Consider the following 13,697-nt stretch of genomic DNA (forward strand, 5'->3'; position numbering starts at 1 on the left):
TCCCCCCTCAGCGGCAGAAAGAAGAGAGAAAGACGCCTTTGTGTCCAGGGAAGCCCCCCCCCCCCCTCCCCCCCCCCCCCCCCCCCCCCCCCCCCCCGCGGCCAGGCCCGGGGCGGGCACCCGCCGGCAGGCGGGTGGGGGGTGGATGGTGGGGAACGGCGGCGAACCTGTTCAGCGAAGCAGATCGCGCGCGGGTGTTCACCCGGCGGCGGGCGAAGTGGGGATGGGTGGGCGCCGCGGATGGACGAACGACGCTGCCCGGGACTTCTTCGGAAGTCCCGGGCAGTTTTTCGTGGGGCGTGGTCAGGCCGTCGGCTTGGGCTTGCGGGCGATGGCGAGGGCCAGGGCGGCGCAGAGGGTGGCGGCGAGGGCGGTGAAGCCGCTGACGGCGGGGAGGAGGCCGTAGCGCTGGACCAGGGCGCCGAGGGCGATGATCGGGCCGGAGCTGCCGAGGTAGACGATGACCCAGAGGGAGCTGAGCTCGGAGCCCCGGCGTTCGGGGTTCATCGCGGCGACGGCGCCGGTGAACAGGGAGCGGTAGGCCACGCCCTGGGAGATGCCGCCGAGGACGCTGCCGATGAAGAGGAGCGCGGGGGTGCCGGTGTACCCGGCGGCCACGACCAGACCGAGGCCGGTGGCCAGGCCGGTCATGCCGAGGGCGGTCACCACGCGGTCCGAGGTGGGCGGGACGATCAGCTGGGTGGCGGCCGAGGAGCCGAGCAGGAGGGCGGCCACGATCGCGCCGACCAGCTTGGAGTCGGTGTGCAGCAGGTTGGCGGCGAAGGCCGGGGCCAGGCTGAGGTAGACGCCGAAGACCGCGTAGGAGACGAATCCGGCCGTGGCGGCGAGCAGGAACTCCCGGCGGCCGGTGCGCGGCAGGCGCAGGCGCTGCGGGCGCAGGTGGGCCGGGGTGGTGATCCGGGGCGGCGACGCCGGCGGGCGGTTGCGGCCGGGCATCCGGGGGTGGAGGAGGGCGAGCGGCACGCAGAGCGCCACCAGGGCGATGGCGTGCAGCAGGAAGGGCGTCAGCAGCGGGTCGGAGCCGCCGGCCAGCAGGGCGCCGACGACCGGGCCGAGCGCGACGCCGCCCGCCGAGCAGGCCAGGGTGATCTTGGCGGCGAGGGTCGGGCGGTCGGGCAGCAGGTCGCCGAGGGCGGCTCCGGCGGCGCCGGTGGACAGGCCGACCGCGATGCCCTGGACGGCGCGGCCGGCGGCGAGCTGCCAGAAGCTGTCGGCGGTGGCGAACACGACGTCGCCCATGGCGGACAGCGCGACGGCGGGCAGGATCAGGGCACGTCGGCCGAGGTGGTCGGACCAGTGGCCGACGACGGCCAGTACCGGGATCAGCGCGAACACGTAGACCGCGAAGAGGATCGTGGTGTCGAGCGCGGTGAGGTGCAGCCGCTGCTGGAGCAGCGAGTAGATCGGGGTCGCGAGGTTGGCGCCGATCAGCATCAGCAGCAGGGCGGCGGCCACCAGGCCGACGCGGACGCCGCGCAGCGCGTTCCAGCGGCTGATCGCGGCGAGCTGGAGCTGGGCGCGGGGCGCGAGCTCCAGGGGAAGCAGGGCCTCCGACAGTCGGCGTCCGTCGATCTGCGCGGTGCGCAGGCCGGAGCCGGCGGGGGAGAGGTCCGCCATGGCAGGGGTCTCCTGTGGCCGGGCACCACCGGGGTCGGCGGGGTGTGCCGGTGTGCCCGTCCGGAGGCGCTGTGGTGGTGGCCGCGGGTGAGGGCTCCCTGGTGGGGCGAGGTGAGCTGAAGAGGGCCCCTCCGGCCCGGGGTCGGGTGGAGGGCGGTGGGCTTCGTTGCCCCGGTGGCACGCGCGGGGTGTGCGCGGTACCAGACCGAAGGATAAAGGGTAGGCGTGCGCCCACGGCGCGCGCCCCTGGATGCGCCCCTCGGGGCCGGGCATCGGGGGTGCCCGGCCTATACGCTGAGGTGGTAGATCGGGTACGCGGAGCTGTTCGAGCTGACCGCTGGCTGAGGGAGAGCACAGGACGATGGCCGGACGACGTCGGAAGAACGCGGGAGCTTCGGCGGGGGAGGGCGGCACCGAGGCCGTGCTGCCGGCCGACCTGGAGCTGCAGGATCTCTACGGGGCGTTCGCCGCGCACGGGCTGGACGACGAGGACCTGGACGACGCGGCCGTCCTGGTCCCGCCGGTGAAGCTGCCCGCCGAGCGCGAACTGGCCGAGCAGGCGAAGGCCGTACCGATGTTCGGGTACGCGCTGGCGCTGGCCCGCTGGGCCGCCCCGCACCGGGCGGTGGACGAGTTCGGGGACCTGGTCGAGGAGGACCGCGCGCCCGCGGCCCGGCTGCTGGGCCTGGCCCCGGCCGAGGGCGAGGTGCCCGAGGAGGCCGAGGTCGAGGCGCTGCGGGCCTGGTCGCTGGCCTGCGACCTGGACCTGGTGGAGCTCGGCACGACCGCGGAGGGCGAGCACGTCGCCGTCCCCGGCCCGGACCTGGAGCCCGCCGAGCAGGGCGACTCGGAGACCGTCCTGGAGCTGTGGCTGACCGCCGCCGGGATCGTCCGGGAGCTGGCCGTCGAGGCGGACTCCGTCCCGGAGGAGGCCGAGGGCGAGCCGGCCGAGCCCGCCGGGGAGGTCGAGGAGGACGAGGACGGGCTCTCCGAGGTCGAGGAGGCCCGTGACGAGGCCGCCGAACTGCTGGACGAGGCCCTGCAGGTGCTCTACGAGACCACCGCCTTCGCCGAGCCGGGCAACGAGACCGTGCCGCTGGGCGTGTTGGCCGCGCTGCTGGTGGTCCCGGAGGGCGAGGAGCCGAGCGAGGAGCTGCTCGGCGACATCACCGACGTGATGGTCGCGCTGGACCCGATGCTGGGCGACCTCGCCGAGCTCGGCCTGCTGGAGTACCGCCCGATCGACCCCGAGCTGTTCGACGAGGAGGACGGCGAGGAGCCCGCCGTGGTCGGCGAGGAGCCGCTGGACGAGGAGGAGTCGGCCCGGTTCGGGCTGGTCCGGCTCACCCCGCTCGGCCAGTACGGCATCCGGCAGTGGCTGCTGGAGGACGGCTACGACGCGCCGCTGGTCGGCGACCTCGCCAAGGGGGACGCGGCCGAGCTGCTGCGCGGGGTGTGCGAGTCGGCCAACGTGCTCCCCGAGGAGGAGCTGCGGGTGTGGACCGCCGACCGCGAGCCGGTGGCGGCGGCGCGCGAACTGCTCGCGGCGGCGCGCGGCACCGACGGCTACGGCCCGCTGCGCCGGATGCTCTGCGTCTCGGCGCTCAACCTGCTCGGGCCGGACGCGGCGCCGGCCGTCCGGGAGGTCATGGACGACCCGGAGCTGGGCGGTGCGGCACGGGCCTGGCTGACCGCGCAGGGGGCGACGGACGTGCCGGTGCCGGACCGGGCGATGGCGCTGTGGACGGTGGTCGACACCTTCGCCGCCCAGCTGCTGGACAACGGCGGGGACGCCGAGCTGCTGCGCGAACTGATCACCGACCTGCCGGTGAACGGCGATCCGGCCGGGTGGTTCGGCGAGCTGTGGCGGGTCGACCACCCGTACACGGCGGACGTCCTGGAGGCCATCGGGGAGCTGCACCCGGACCGGGCGCTGGCCAAGGAGGCGCGCAAGGCGGCCTTCAAGGCGCGCTCCAGGAACTGAGGCCTCACGGTGTGCTCCGGGAGCCGGGCCCCACGGTGTGCTCCGAGGGCCCCGCTCAGGGAAGGTCCAGCGAGCCGTCCTCGGTGAAGGGGAAGAACGGGTTGTGGGCCAGCTCCCAGAGGTGGCCGTCCGGGTCCTCGAAGTAGCCGGAGTAGCCGCCCCAGTCGGTCGGGACCGGCGGCTTGACCACCACGGCGCCGGCCTCCACCGCCGTCCGCAGTGCGGCGTCCACCAGCGCGGGGGACTCCAGGTTCACCGCGAGGGTGACGCCGCGGAAGGAGGGCTCGCCGGTGGCGGGCACGCCCGCGTCGGCGGCCAGCTCCTCGGTGGGGAAGAGGCCGAGCGCGGAGTCGGCGGTGCGGAACCACACGATCTCCGGGCTGGAGGCGGCGGAGCGCTTCCAGCCGAGCGCCTCGTAGAAGCGGGCGCTGCGGTCGAGGTCGGTCACCCCGAGGGTGACGATGCTGATCCGGGCGGGGAAGGTGCCCTGTCCGGTCCGGTCCTGTGCTGCGTCGTTCTGTGCTGTCATGTCGCCCAGGTTAGGGAGGGCGGCTGACAACCGGCCTCCTGACACGGCCACCACCCGGGGCCGGAGGCGGAGCTGATGACCCGGCAGCTGCGGCCACGTAAGGTGGCGTCAGCGGTGCGGGCGCGAGGACTCGGGGGTGCGACACAGGATGGTGCGGGAGAGCGGCGGCGGGTACCAGAAGCGGAACACCGGCTCCCCGGGGGCCGCCCCGGCTCCGGACCGGCCGGTCCGGGAGGACCGTTTCGCCGGTGGGCCCGCGGGCCGGGCACCGGACCGGTCGGCCGGGCGGTCCGCGGATCAGCCCGGGGATCAGCCCGCGGAGCAGCACGCCGACCGGTTCGCCGTTCAGGAGGAGTTCTCCCGCAGGACCCTGGCGGCGGCCGACTTCCCGGTGTACGGCGTGGCCGGCGGGACGCCGGTGGACGGGACGCCGGTGGACGGGAAACCGACGGACGGGACGTCGGCCGGTGAGGCGCTGGCCGCCTTCGAGACCTCCGGCGGCGAGCTGTGCTGGGTCGAGGTCCAGTGCGGTGACTGGCGTTCGGCGGCCGGCCCGTACGTGACCGTGCGCACCTACCGGCCCGGCGCCGACCGGGGTGAGCAGCTGCCCGAGCTGGAGGACCTGGTCGAGGACGAACGGGACCGCGTCTACGAGCAGTTGGGTGTCGACGAGGGCGACGGGCCGGGCCGGGTGCGGGCGTTGCGCGCGTGGATCACGGTGGACGGCGAGCCCTGCGCGGTGGAGGTGCACGAGGACCGGCCGGTGCCGGAGCCCGGCGCCCCGGCGGCGGCCGGGCCGGAGCCGGTGTGGGCGGGGCGGCTGCGGGTCGGCGGGCTGACCGTCACGGTGTGCGGGCGCGGGGTGGCCCCCGGAGCGTTGGAGCTCCGTTCGATCGGCGACTTCGAGCGCTGCCTGCGCGGCCGCACCGAGCTGCTGCGCGACCTGGCCGCCCGGCGGGCCCGCCACGTGCCGGTCGAGGAGCGCGAACTGCCGCCGGTGGTCGGGATGGAGGCGCACCGGGCGCTGATCGAGCAGAGCGTCGCCGAGTCCGCCGCGATCGAGGCGCAGGTGCGGGTCGGGCGCACGCCGAGGCTGCCGCGCGGGCTGCGCGGGGAGGTCGGCGCGGTGCGCTGGGAGGCGGCGGTGCGCCAGCAGATGCGGTTGGCCACCGAGACCCGGGAGGAGGCCGTGGCGGCGGTGACCTCGATGGTGAACCACCTCAACCGGCTGTCCCAGCAGACGCATTGGCTCGTCGGCACGGCGGAGGGCGAGGCGGCCGTCGAGGAGGTCATCCGGTACACGGTGTTCGCGAGCGAGGTGGCGAGCCTGCCGGCGCAGCGGGCGTGGGCGCAGCTGTGGCGGGAGCGGCCGGGCGGTGGCGGGGCGGGGGTCTGGGAGGAGCAGCGGCTGGCCGAGCAGCTGTGGCTGTCGGCCTGGGAGCAGTGGCGGGCGGCGCGGCGCTGACGGGGTGCCGGGCGGGTGCGGCCGGGTGGGTCCGCGCCGTTCCGGGCCCGGCTGTCTGACGGGGACATGTGTAAAGCCGAGGTCATGTGACAGTCATCGGTCGGCAAATGGCCGCCTGGGTGTGAGGTGGGCGTCATGTCGGGTTCACCCGTCGGGCGGAGCCTGCTGGGCGTCGGCATCCCGCACCGACGCCCCCGCTCATCCTCAGGAGTTGCTGCCATGTCGCTGTCCCGCCGGGACTTCGTCAACCGTTCCACCCTCGTCGGGGCCGGCGTGCTGATCGCCGGCAGCGCCGAGGCGCTGGCCAGCGCCCCGGGCGCGATCGCCGCCCCGGTCGGCGGCGAGGCGCCGGTCGCCGCGGCCGCCGGGAGCAACTCGGCCGCCGGCACCGCCGTCGGCTACGGCCCGCTGGTCCAGGACCCGGCCGGCCTGCTCTCCCTGCCGAAGGGCTTCTCGTACAAGGTCCTCAACCGGGCCGGCGTCACCAGGCTGCGCACCGGCGAGTTCACCCCGAGCAACCACGACGGCACCTCCGCCTTCGAGGACGAGCACGGCGGCAACCTGATGGTCGTCAACCATGAGCTGGCCGGTGCCCGCGCCAACTGGCCGCACCCGGTGCCGCTGATCGAGGGCCACGTCTACGACCCGGGCGCGGCCGGCGGCTGCACCGTCGTGCACGCCAAGCGGGACGGCTCGGTCGAGCAGTGGGTCGGCATCGCCGGCACCGCCACCAACTGCGCCGGTGGCGTGACCCCGTGGGGCACCTGGCTGTCCGGCGAGGAGACCGAGGACAAGGCCGGCAAGAACGGCTTCACCAAGGACCACGGGTACGTCTTCGAGGTCGACCCGTTCGACGACGACTACAACCGTGACCCGCAGCCGGTGAAGGCCTTCGGCCGCTACGCGCACGAGGCCGTCGTGGTGGACCCGAAGAAGGGCCACGTCTACCTGACCGAGGACGCCTCGAACCCGAACGGCCTGCTGTTCCGCTGGACCCCGCCGGCCGGCTTCAAGCACGGCCGCTACAAGCTGCGCAAGCTCGCCGACGACGCCGGCGTGCTGGAGGCCTTCAAGGTCTTCGACGCGCAGGGCAAGTTCATCGACGACCTCTCCCGCGCCACCAAGGTCGGCACCACCTACGGCGTGGACTGGGTCAAGGTCCAGGACCGCGACGCCAGGACCGTCTCGGTGCGCAAGCAGTTCAAGGACGGCGAGGTCACCCGCGCCCGCAAGCTGGAGGGCATGTGGTGGGGTGACGGCGGCTTCTACTTCGTCTCCAGCTACGCCCGTTCGGAGAGCCCGCTCCAGCACGACGGCCAGGTCTGGTTCTACAACCCGAACCGCCGCACCATCACCCTGAAGGTGCTGCTGGGCGTCAACAGCGATGTCTGGGGCGACCACGACAACTTCGACGGCCCGGACAACATCACCGTCTCGCCGTACGGCGGCATCGTGATCGCCGAGGACGGCGAGGGCGTCTCGCACCTGTTCGGCGCCACCGAGGACGGCCTGGTCTTCCCGATCGCCCGCAACGAGCTGAACATCGGCACCGCGGAGAAGCCCGAGTTCAGCGAGTTCACCGGGGTGACCTTCTCGGACGACGGCAAGACCCTGTTCGCCAACATCCAGACCCCGGGCATCCAGCTGGCCATCAGCGGCCCGTGGCGCCGGCTGAACGAGCACAAGCGCGGCCAGGGCTACGGCGAGTGATGAGCGGTCAGGCGTGACCGGCGGAACCGGCTGACCGGCTGACCGACGGAACCGGCTGACCGGCGGGCTGCCCGCGGACTACTCGTCCGCGGGCAGTCGCAGTTGCAGCATCGCCAGCAGGCGCTGCTGCGGCTGGGCGAGGTCGATGCCGGTCAACTGTTCGGCGCGGCGCACCCGGTAGCGCAGGGTGTTGGGGTGGATGTGCAGGGCGTCCGCGGCCACCCGCACCTCGCCGAGCGCGTCCAGCCAGGCCAGTACGGACTCGGCGAGCCGGGTGCCGTGCCGGCGGTCGTACCCGGTGAGCGCGGTCAGTCGTGGGTCGCGCAGGCCGGTGCGCTCCTGGAGCAGCGCGAGCATCTCGCTGACCAGCACCTCCGCCTGGACGTCGATCAGCGCCGCGACGTCGAGGTCCACTCCGCCGCGGCCCATCGCGTCGAGGATGCGGTCCGCCTGAGCCCGGGAGTCGGGGACCTGGGCCAGGCCGTCGACGGTCGAGCCGATCGCGGCGCGCAGCGGGACCCCCAGGTGTTCACGGGCGGCGGTCACCACCTCGGAGGCCCAGTCGCGCACGGTGGTCATCGGCAGCCCGGGGGGCAGCTCGGGCAGCAGCACGTACACCCGGGAGTCGATTGGGGCGAGCAGCGCGGTGCGGTGCCGGGCGGCGGTGTGCACCGAGATCAGGCCGGTGACGTCGGAGCGGTGCAGCGCGTCGGTGGTGTGCGCGCTGTAGGCCAGCACGGTGGCCGGGCGGCGCAGGTCCAGCCCGAGGTGGGTGGCGAGCGACTGGGGGCCGGTGGAGCCCTCCAGCAGACCGGTCAGCAGGGTCTGGGTGAGCCGGACGTCGGCGGACAGTTCCCGGCGGCGGCGCACCAGCTGGGCGGCCGCGACCCGGGCGGCGCCGACCAGGGCCTGCTCGGCCAGCGGGGCCAGCGACCGGGAGCCCTCCTGGACCCAGATGGTGCCGAGCGGCTGCGCCCCGGCCCGGATGCCGACCGCGAGGCGGCGGCGCAGGCCCAGCTCGGGGTGCGGCTCGACCGCGATCGGGGCGTCCGAACTGCGCAGGTGCTGGAAGATGCCCCACTCGCGGAGCTTGGAAAGGTACGGCTCGGGGCCCTGCCAGCCGAGGATGGACAGCCGGCGCAGGTCGTCGACCTCGTCGGAGTCCGATGAGCGGGAGTAGGCGAGCACCCGGCTCGAGGTGTCCTCGATCGAGACGATGCCGTTGGTGAGCACGGCGACGGTCTGGGCGAGGGAGAAGAGGTCACCCGCGTTGGGCTCGGGGGCGCCGGGGGCGTCCGGGGCGTCCGGGCCGGCGATGATCGCCCGGGCCAGCGAGTCGAGGTGTTCCCAGCGCGTCTCCCGGCGCACCGAGAGCAGGGCGACGCCCGCGTCGGTGGCGGCCTCGCGCAGCGCGTCGGCCTGGCCGGGGCCGTCCAGCTTGACCGCGACGGCGGCGGCCCCGGACCGGCCGGCCGCGCGCAGGGCGGGCAGGGCGGCGCGGCCGCGGGCGCCGATCGCGAGCACGAGTTCGCCGGGGGCGGCGGTCGGGGGGTCCTCCGGGTCGAGGATGGCGACGTCGCGCACCGGGACGTCCAGCCCCTGCGGGGCGGCCTGCAGTTCGACCAGCGGTTCGCCGAGGGACATCAGGAGTTGACGGAGCGGCAGGCCGGGGGTGGTCACGTCGGTCCTCCTTCATCCGCTCGGACAACGTTTTGTGGTCGATTTTAGCCGGACGGACAGAGTTCGGGTTCGTCGGAGCAGCTGCGGAAGGCCGGATTCGTCGCCGAGCAGGAGACCGTTCAGGCGGCCGGCGGTGGAGGCGGTCGCGGCCGGGGCCGAGGTGGTGAACGCCCGGACGGCCGGCGCCGGAGCGTGAGCCGGTCGAGCGAGCCAGGGGCGTGAGCCCGGGGGCGCGGGGTGGGCCGGGGGTGGTGCGAGGGGGTGTGAACAGTGGGGCGGCCGGGAGCGGTTCGTGACCGCGGCGTGACCCGATTCGTCGGTCCGGACAACGCCGTACGGGGGAATTTAGCCGCCCGGCCAATCATGTGGCCCGGTGGCCAGGAATAGCGTTCCTGCTGTGGTCGGTGTGCAACCCGCGCCGGTCGATCCCCCGCACTGAACGAAGGAGAGCGTGCGCTCTATGGACGCTGTGACCCAGGTCCCCGCGCCGGTGAACGAGCCGGTCCACAGCTACGCCCCCGGGAGCCCGGAACGGGCCCGGCTGGAGGCCAAGCTGAAGGAGCTGGGCGGCCAGGAGCCGGTCCAGCTGACCATGACGATCAACGGTGAGCGCCGGATGGGCGGCGGCACCGAGATCCACGTCGTCCAGCCGCACAACCACGCGGCTCGGCTCGGTACCCTGCGCAACGCCACCCAGGCCGACGCGCAGGACGCCATCGACGCTGCCCTGGCCGCCGCTCCGGCCTGGCAGGCGCTCTCCTTCGACTCCCGCGCCGCGATCTTCCTCAAGGCCGCCGACCTGCTGGCCGGCCCCTGGCGCGAGACCCTGGCCGCCGCCACCATGCTCGGCCAGTCCAAGACCGCCCAGCAGGCCGAGATCGACACCCCCTGCGAGCTGGTCGACTTCCTGCGCTTCAACGTGCACTTCGCCCGCCAGATCATGGCCGAGCAGCCGATCTCCTCGGACGGCGTGTGGAACCGCAGCGACCACCGCCCGCTGGAGGGCTTCGTCTACGCGATCACCCCGTTCAACTTCACCGCGATCGCCGGCAACCTGCCGACCGCGCCCGCGCTGATGGGCAACGTGGTGCTGTGGAAGCCGTCCCCGACCCAGCAGTTCTCCGCGCACCTGCTGATGCAGCTGCTGGAGGAGGCCGGCCTGCCCAAGGGCGTCATCAACATGGTGACCGGCGACGGCCTGGCCGTCTCCGAGGTCGCGCTCAAGCACCCGGCGCTCGCCGGCATCCACTTCACCGGCTCCACCGCCACCTTCCAGCACCTGTGGCGCGAGGTCGGCAACAACATCGCCGGCTACCGCACCTACCCGCGGATCGTCGGCGAGACCGGCGGCAAGGACTTCCTGGTCGCCCACCCGTCCGCCGACCCGAAGGTCCTGAAGACCGCGATGACCCGCGGCGCCTTCGAGTTCCAGGGCCAGAAGTGCTCGGCGCTGTCGCGGGCCTACGTCCCGGCGTCGATCTGGGCCGGCCTCAAGGACGAGTTCGCCGCCGAGGTCGACGGCCTCACCATGGGCGACGTCACCGACCTGTCCAACTTCATGTCGGCCGTCATCGACGAGCGCTCCTTCGCCAAGAACAAGGCCGCCATCGACCGCGCCCAGGCCGACCCGCAGGTCGAGGTCCTCGCCGGCGGCACCTACGACGACTCGGTGGGCTACTTCGTCCGCCCGACCGTCCTGGTCTGCCAGGACCCGTCGAGCGAGTACTTCAAGGACGAGTACTTCGGCCCGATCCTCGCCGTGTACGTCTACGAGGACGAGAAGTACGAGGAGATGCTGGCCCAGATGGAGTCGGTGTCGGCGTACGGCCTGACCGGCTCGATCATCTCCCAGGACCGCGCCGCGGCCCAGGACGCGATGCACAAGCTGCGCTTCGCGGCCGGCAACTTCTACATCAACGACAAGCCGACCGGCGCCGTCGTCGGCCAGCAGCCCTTCGGCGGCGGCCGGGCCTCCGGCACCAACGACAAGGCGGGCGCCAAGCAGAACCTGGCGCGCTGGACCTCCACCCGCTCGGTCAAGGAGACCTTCGTCCCGCCGACGGACTACCGCTACCCGCACATGGGCTGACCGGCCCCGCACCACCGATCGCACGGCTCACCCAGTAGCCACCGGTCACCCGCGACGCCCGGTCCCGCAGCCGGGCGTCGCCCGCCGGGGCGGCGGGGCCCCACCCCCGTACCCGCCGCCCCGGCCCTTCTGCCACCCTTGGAAACACCAGCACCAGGAGTCACGATGCTCCGTTCCGCCCTTCTCGCGGCCTCCCGGTCCCCGCAGGTCCGCACCGTGGTCGAGAAGTTCCCCCCGACCCACGCGATAGTCGAGCGCTTCGTCGCCGGCGACGTCCTCGACGACGCGGTCACCGCCACCGACGACCTGATCGCCACCGGCCGCAAGGTCACCCTGGACCACCTCGGCGAGGACACCCAGGACGCCGCCCAGGCCGCCGACACCGCCGTCGCCTACGAGCACCTGCTCAAGGCCCTCAAGGAGACCGGCCTCGCGGCCGGCGCCGAGGTGTCGGTCAAGCTGTCGGCCGTCGGCCAGTTCCTCCCGGTGGACGGCGAGAAGATCGCGCTGGAGAACGCCCGCCGCATCTGCGAGGCCGCCGCCGACGCGGGCACCACGGTGACCCTCGACATGGAGGACCACACCACCACCGACTCCACCCTCGCCATCGCGCGCGAGCTGCGGGCGGACTTCCCCTGGCTGGGCGTCGTGCTCCAGGCCTACCTGCGCCGCACCGAGGCCGACTGCCGTGACTTCTCCGGCGCCGGCTCCCGCGTGCGCCTGTGCAAGGGCGCCTACAAGGAGCCCGAGTCGGTCGCCTTCCAGGGCAAGCACGAGGTCGACCTCGCGTACGTCCGCGCCCTGAAGGTCCTGATGGCGGGCGAGGGCTACCCGATGATCGCCTCGCACGACCCCAACATGATCAAGATCGCCGGCCAGCTGGCCCAGTGGAACGGCCGCAAGCGGGACTCCTTCGAGTACCAGATGCTGTTCGGCATCCGCCCCGAGGAGCAGCTGCGCCTCGCCGGCGAGGGCAACACGATGCGCGTCTACCTCCCGTACGGCCAGGAGTGGTACGGCTACTTCATGCGCCGCCTCGCCGAGCGCCCCGCCAACCTGACCTTCTTCCTGCGCGCCATGGCCACCCGCGGCTGACCTCCGGCGCCCCGGGCCACGGCCCGCACCCCTGACGGGGGGTGCGGGCCGTCCGCGTCCTCGGCTCTAGAGGAAGTCCTTGGTGTCCAACTCGAACTCGAAGGGGGCCGGGACGGCGAGCGGTTCGCCGAAGGCGGCGAGATGCACCTCCGTGTACTCCTCGCGGTGGGGCCTGCAGAAAAGGCTCACCTGCGACTTCTCGCGGTCGATCAGCAGGTAGAGCGGGATGCCGGCGCGGGCGTAGCAGTGTCGCTTGGTGATGCGGTCATGGTCGGGCTTGCTCGATGTGACCTCTGCGACCATGGCCACGCCGTCGGGTTCCATCCACGGTGGTGCACCGCGGAAGAGTCGGAGTTCTCGCGGCGCGAACGTCGCATCCGGGATGACGTGGTTCTTCGGACAGAGACCGCCGCTGACGAGCCGCAGACCCTTGCCTCCGGACACTTGCATGTGGACCTGGGACTTGGCCTTCACCTGATCGATGAGAAGGTCGATGTAGTCCTCGTGATCGCCGTCCGGCGGTGGTGTCACGATGATCTCTCCCTCGATGAGCTCGGCTCGGAAGCCTTCGGGGGAGTGCAGGCTCAGGAAGCTCTCCAGCAGGATGTCGGCCTGCGATGGGGAGCCCGTGATCGGTTGCTCATGCGCCACAGCACTCATGATGCCCCTCCTTCAAATGGCCGTCACGCTATTCGCGGCTCGGCCGGGCTGTGCCGTATGCGGCGGGGTTTCACTCGATGGTGTGAGTTTGAGGTCTCGCCTAGGATTCCCCTGCTGGTGAACTGGCTTTTCGACCGGAGGAGTTGGGGATGCTGAAGGCTTTCGCGGAGCTGTCCACGCCGTTGGTGGCGGACGCCTGTGTGCGGCTCGGGGTGGGGCTGCGGGTGGCGCCCGCGGGGGTGTCGGCGGTGGCGGCCGGGGCCCGGGTGGCGGGGCGGGCGCTGCCGGTGCGGCACTACGGGAGCGTGGACGTGTTCCTGGAGGCGTACGGGTCGGCCCGGGACGGGGACGTGCTGGTGGTCGACAACGGCGGGCGCACCGACGAGGCCTGCATCGGGGACCTCGCGGTGCTGGAGGCGCGGGCCTCCGGGGTGGCCGGGATCGTGGTGTGGGGGTTGCACCGGGACACCGCCGAGCTGCGGGAGATCGGGCTGCCCGTGTTCAGTTACGGGGCGCTGCCGCTGGGCCCGGTGCGGCTGGACGCCCGGGAGCCGCAGGCGCTGCTGACGGCGAAGTTCGGGCCGCACCCGGTGAGCGCCGAGGACGTGGTGTTCGCCGACCCGGACGGGGTGCTGTTCGTGCCCGCCGACCGGGTCGCGCAGGTGCTGGAGACGGCCGGCGCGATCGCCCGGACCGAGCGCGAGCAGGCCGCGCGGATCGTCTCCGGGGACACGCTGCGCCGGCAGACCGGCTTCGACGAGTACCTGGAGCGGCGCGCCGCCGACCCGGCGTACAGCTTCCGGCAGCACCTGCGGCGGGTCGGCGGTGCGATCGAGGAGTGACGGCC

At 73.3% G+C, this 13,697-nt stretch carries 10 protein-coding genes; 6 read left to right on the top strand and 4 right to left on the bottom strand.

Annotated features, from left to right (window positions below; translation table 11 throughout):
* Window positions 1–303: 303 nt before the first annotated feature.
* A complete protein-coding gene (locus ACZ5OX_RS21970) occupies window positions 304–1,638 on the bottom strand; it encodes an MFS transporter (RefSeq protein WP_465632169.1) in 1,335 nt (444 codons plus the stop codon).
* A gap of 361 nt (window positions 1,639–1,999) precedes the next feature.
* Between ACZ5OX_RS21970 and ACZ5OX_RS21975 the strand changes: the two genes are divergently transcribed.
* A complete protein-coding gene (locus ACZ5OX_RS21975) occupies window positions 2,000–3,622 on the top strand; it encodes a hypothetical protein (RefSeq protein WP_465632171.1) in 1,623 nt (540 codons plus the stop codon).
* A gap of 55 nt (window positions 3,623–3,677) precedes the next feature.
* Here the strand turns inward: ACZ5OX_RS21975 and ACZ5OX_RS21980 are convergent, their stop codons facing one another.
* On the bottom strand, window positions 3,678–4,151 hold the full coding sequence (locus ACZ5OX_RS21980; protein WP_465632173.1) for a VOC family protein: 474 nt from the start codon (window positions 4,149–4,151) through the stop codon (window positions 3,678–3,680).
* Between the two features lie 136 nt (window positions 4,152–4,287).
* Between ACZ5OX_RS21980 and ACZ5OX_RS21985 the strand changes: the two genes are divergently transcribed.
* Window positions 4,288–5,616, top strand: a complete 1,329-nt coding sequence (locus tag ACZ5OX_RS21985) for a hypothetical protein (RefSeq protein WP_465632175.1) — start codon at window positions 4,288–4,290, stop codon at window positions 5,614–5,616.
* A gap of 219 nt (window positions 5,617–5,835) precedes the next feature.
* Window positions 5,836–7,326 carry an alkaline phosphatase PhoX gene (locus ACZ5OX_RS21990; RefSeq protein WP_465632177.1) on the top strand — a complete coding sequence of 497 codons (1,491 nt, stop codon included), beginning with the start codon at window positions 5,836–5,838 and terminating at the stop codon, window positions 7,324–7,326.
* 78 nt (window positions 7,327–7,404) lie between these two features.
* Here the strand turns inward: ACZ5OX_RS21990 and ACZ5OX_RS21995 are convergent, their stop codons facing one another.
* Window positions 7,405–9,006 carry a PucR family transcriptional regulator gene (locus ACZ5OX_RS21995; RefSeq protein ID WP_465632179.1) on the bottom strand — a complete coding sequence of 534 codons (1,602 nt, stop codon included), beginning with the start codon at window positions 9,004–9,006 and terminating at the stop codon, window positions 7,405–7,407.
* Window positions 9,007–9,466: 460 nt separating this feature from the next.
* Here ACZ5OX_RS21995 and pruA point away from each other — a divergent pair, with 460 nt between their 5' ends.
* Window positions 9,467–11,095 (top strand): L-glutamate gamma-semialdehyde dehydrogenase, encoded by a 1,629-nt coding sequence (gene pruA / locus ACZ5OX_RS22000; RefSeq protein WP_449789366.1) that lies wholly within the window; start codon window positions 9,467–9,469, stop codon window positions 11,093–11,095.
* Window positions 11,096–11,260: 165 nt separating this feature from the next.
* Entirely contained in the window at window positions 11,261–12,190 is a 930-nt protein-coding gene (locus ACZ5OX_RS22005) for a proline dehydrogenase family protein (RefSeq protein ID WP_402405613.1), read from the top strand.
* Between the two features lie 66 nt (window positions 12,191–12,256).
* On the opposite strand, the gene ACZ5OX_RS22010 is transcribed toward ACZ5OX_RS22005, so the two are convergent.
* Complete coding sequence (locus ACZ5OX_RS22010; RefSeq protein WP_465632182.1) at window positions 12,257–12,850, bottom strand: Uma2 family endonuclease; 594 nt, start codon at window positions 12,848–12,850, stop codon at window positions 12,257–12,259.
* Between the two features lie 149 nt (window positions 12,851–12,999).
* On the opposite strand from ACZ5OX_RS22010, the gene ACZ5OX_RS22015 reads away from it, so the two are divergent.
* Window positions 13,000–13,692: an RraA family protein gene (locus tag ACZ5OX_RS22015; protein ID WP_465632184.1), complete on the top strand. Its 693-nt coding sequence runs from the start codon at window positions 13,000–13,002 to the stop codon at window positions 13,690–13,692.
* Window positions 13,693–13,697: the final 5 nt, after the last annotated feature.

The sequence above is a fragment of the Kitasatospora sp. NPDC032121 genome, assembly GCF_055580145.1.

What these genes read in the sequence shown, in the direction of transcription:
- ACZ5OX_RS21970 (WP_465632169.1), bottom strand. Translation starts at nt 1,638, where the DNA reads ATGGCGGACCTCTCCCCCGCCGGCTCCGGCCTGCGCACCGCGCAGATC.
- ACZ5OX_RS22015 (WP_465632184.1), top strand. Translation starts at nt 13,000, where the DNA reads ATGCTGAAGGCTTTCGCGGAGCTGTCCACGCCGTTGGTGGCGGACGCC.
- ACZ5OX_RS21975 (WP_465632171.1), top strand. Translation starts at nt 2,000, where the DNA reads ATGGCCGGACGACGTCGGAAGAACGCGGGAGCTTCGGCGGGGGAGGGC.
- ACZ5OX_RS21980 (WP_465632173.1), bottom strand. Translation starts at nt 4,151, where the DNA reads ATGACAGCACAGAACGACGCAGCACAGGACCGGACCGGACAGGGCACC.
- pruA (WP_449789366.1), top strand. Translation starts at nt 9,467, where the DNA reads ATGGACGCTGTGACCCAGGTCCCCGCGCCGGTGAACGAGCCGGTCCAC.
- ACZ5OX_RS22010 (WP_465632182.1), bottom strand. Translation starts at nt 12,850, where the DNA reads ATGAGTGCTGTGGCGCATGAGCAACCGATCACGGGCTCCCCATCGCAG.
- ACZ5OX_RS22005 (WP_402405613.1), top strand. Translation starts at nt 11,261, where the DNA reads ATGCTCCGTTCCGCCCTTCTCGCGGCCTCCCGGTCCCCGCAGGTCCGC.
- ACZ5OX_RS21990 (WP_465632177.1), top strand. Translation starts at nt 5,836, where the DNA reads ATGTCGCTGTCCCGCCGGGACTTCGTCAACCGTTCCACCCTCGTCGGG.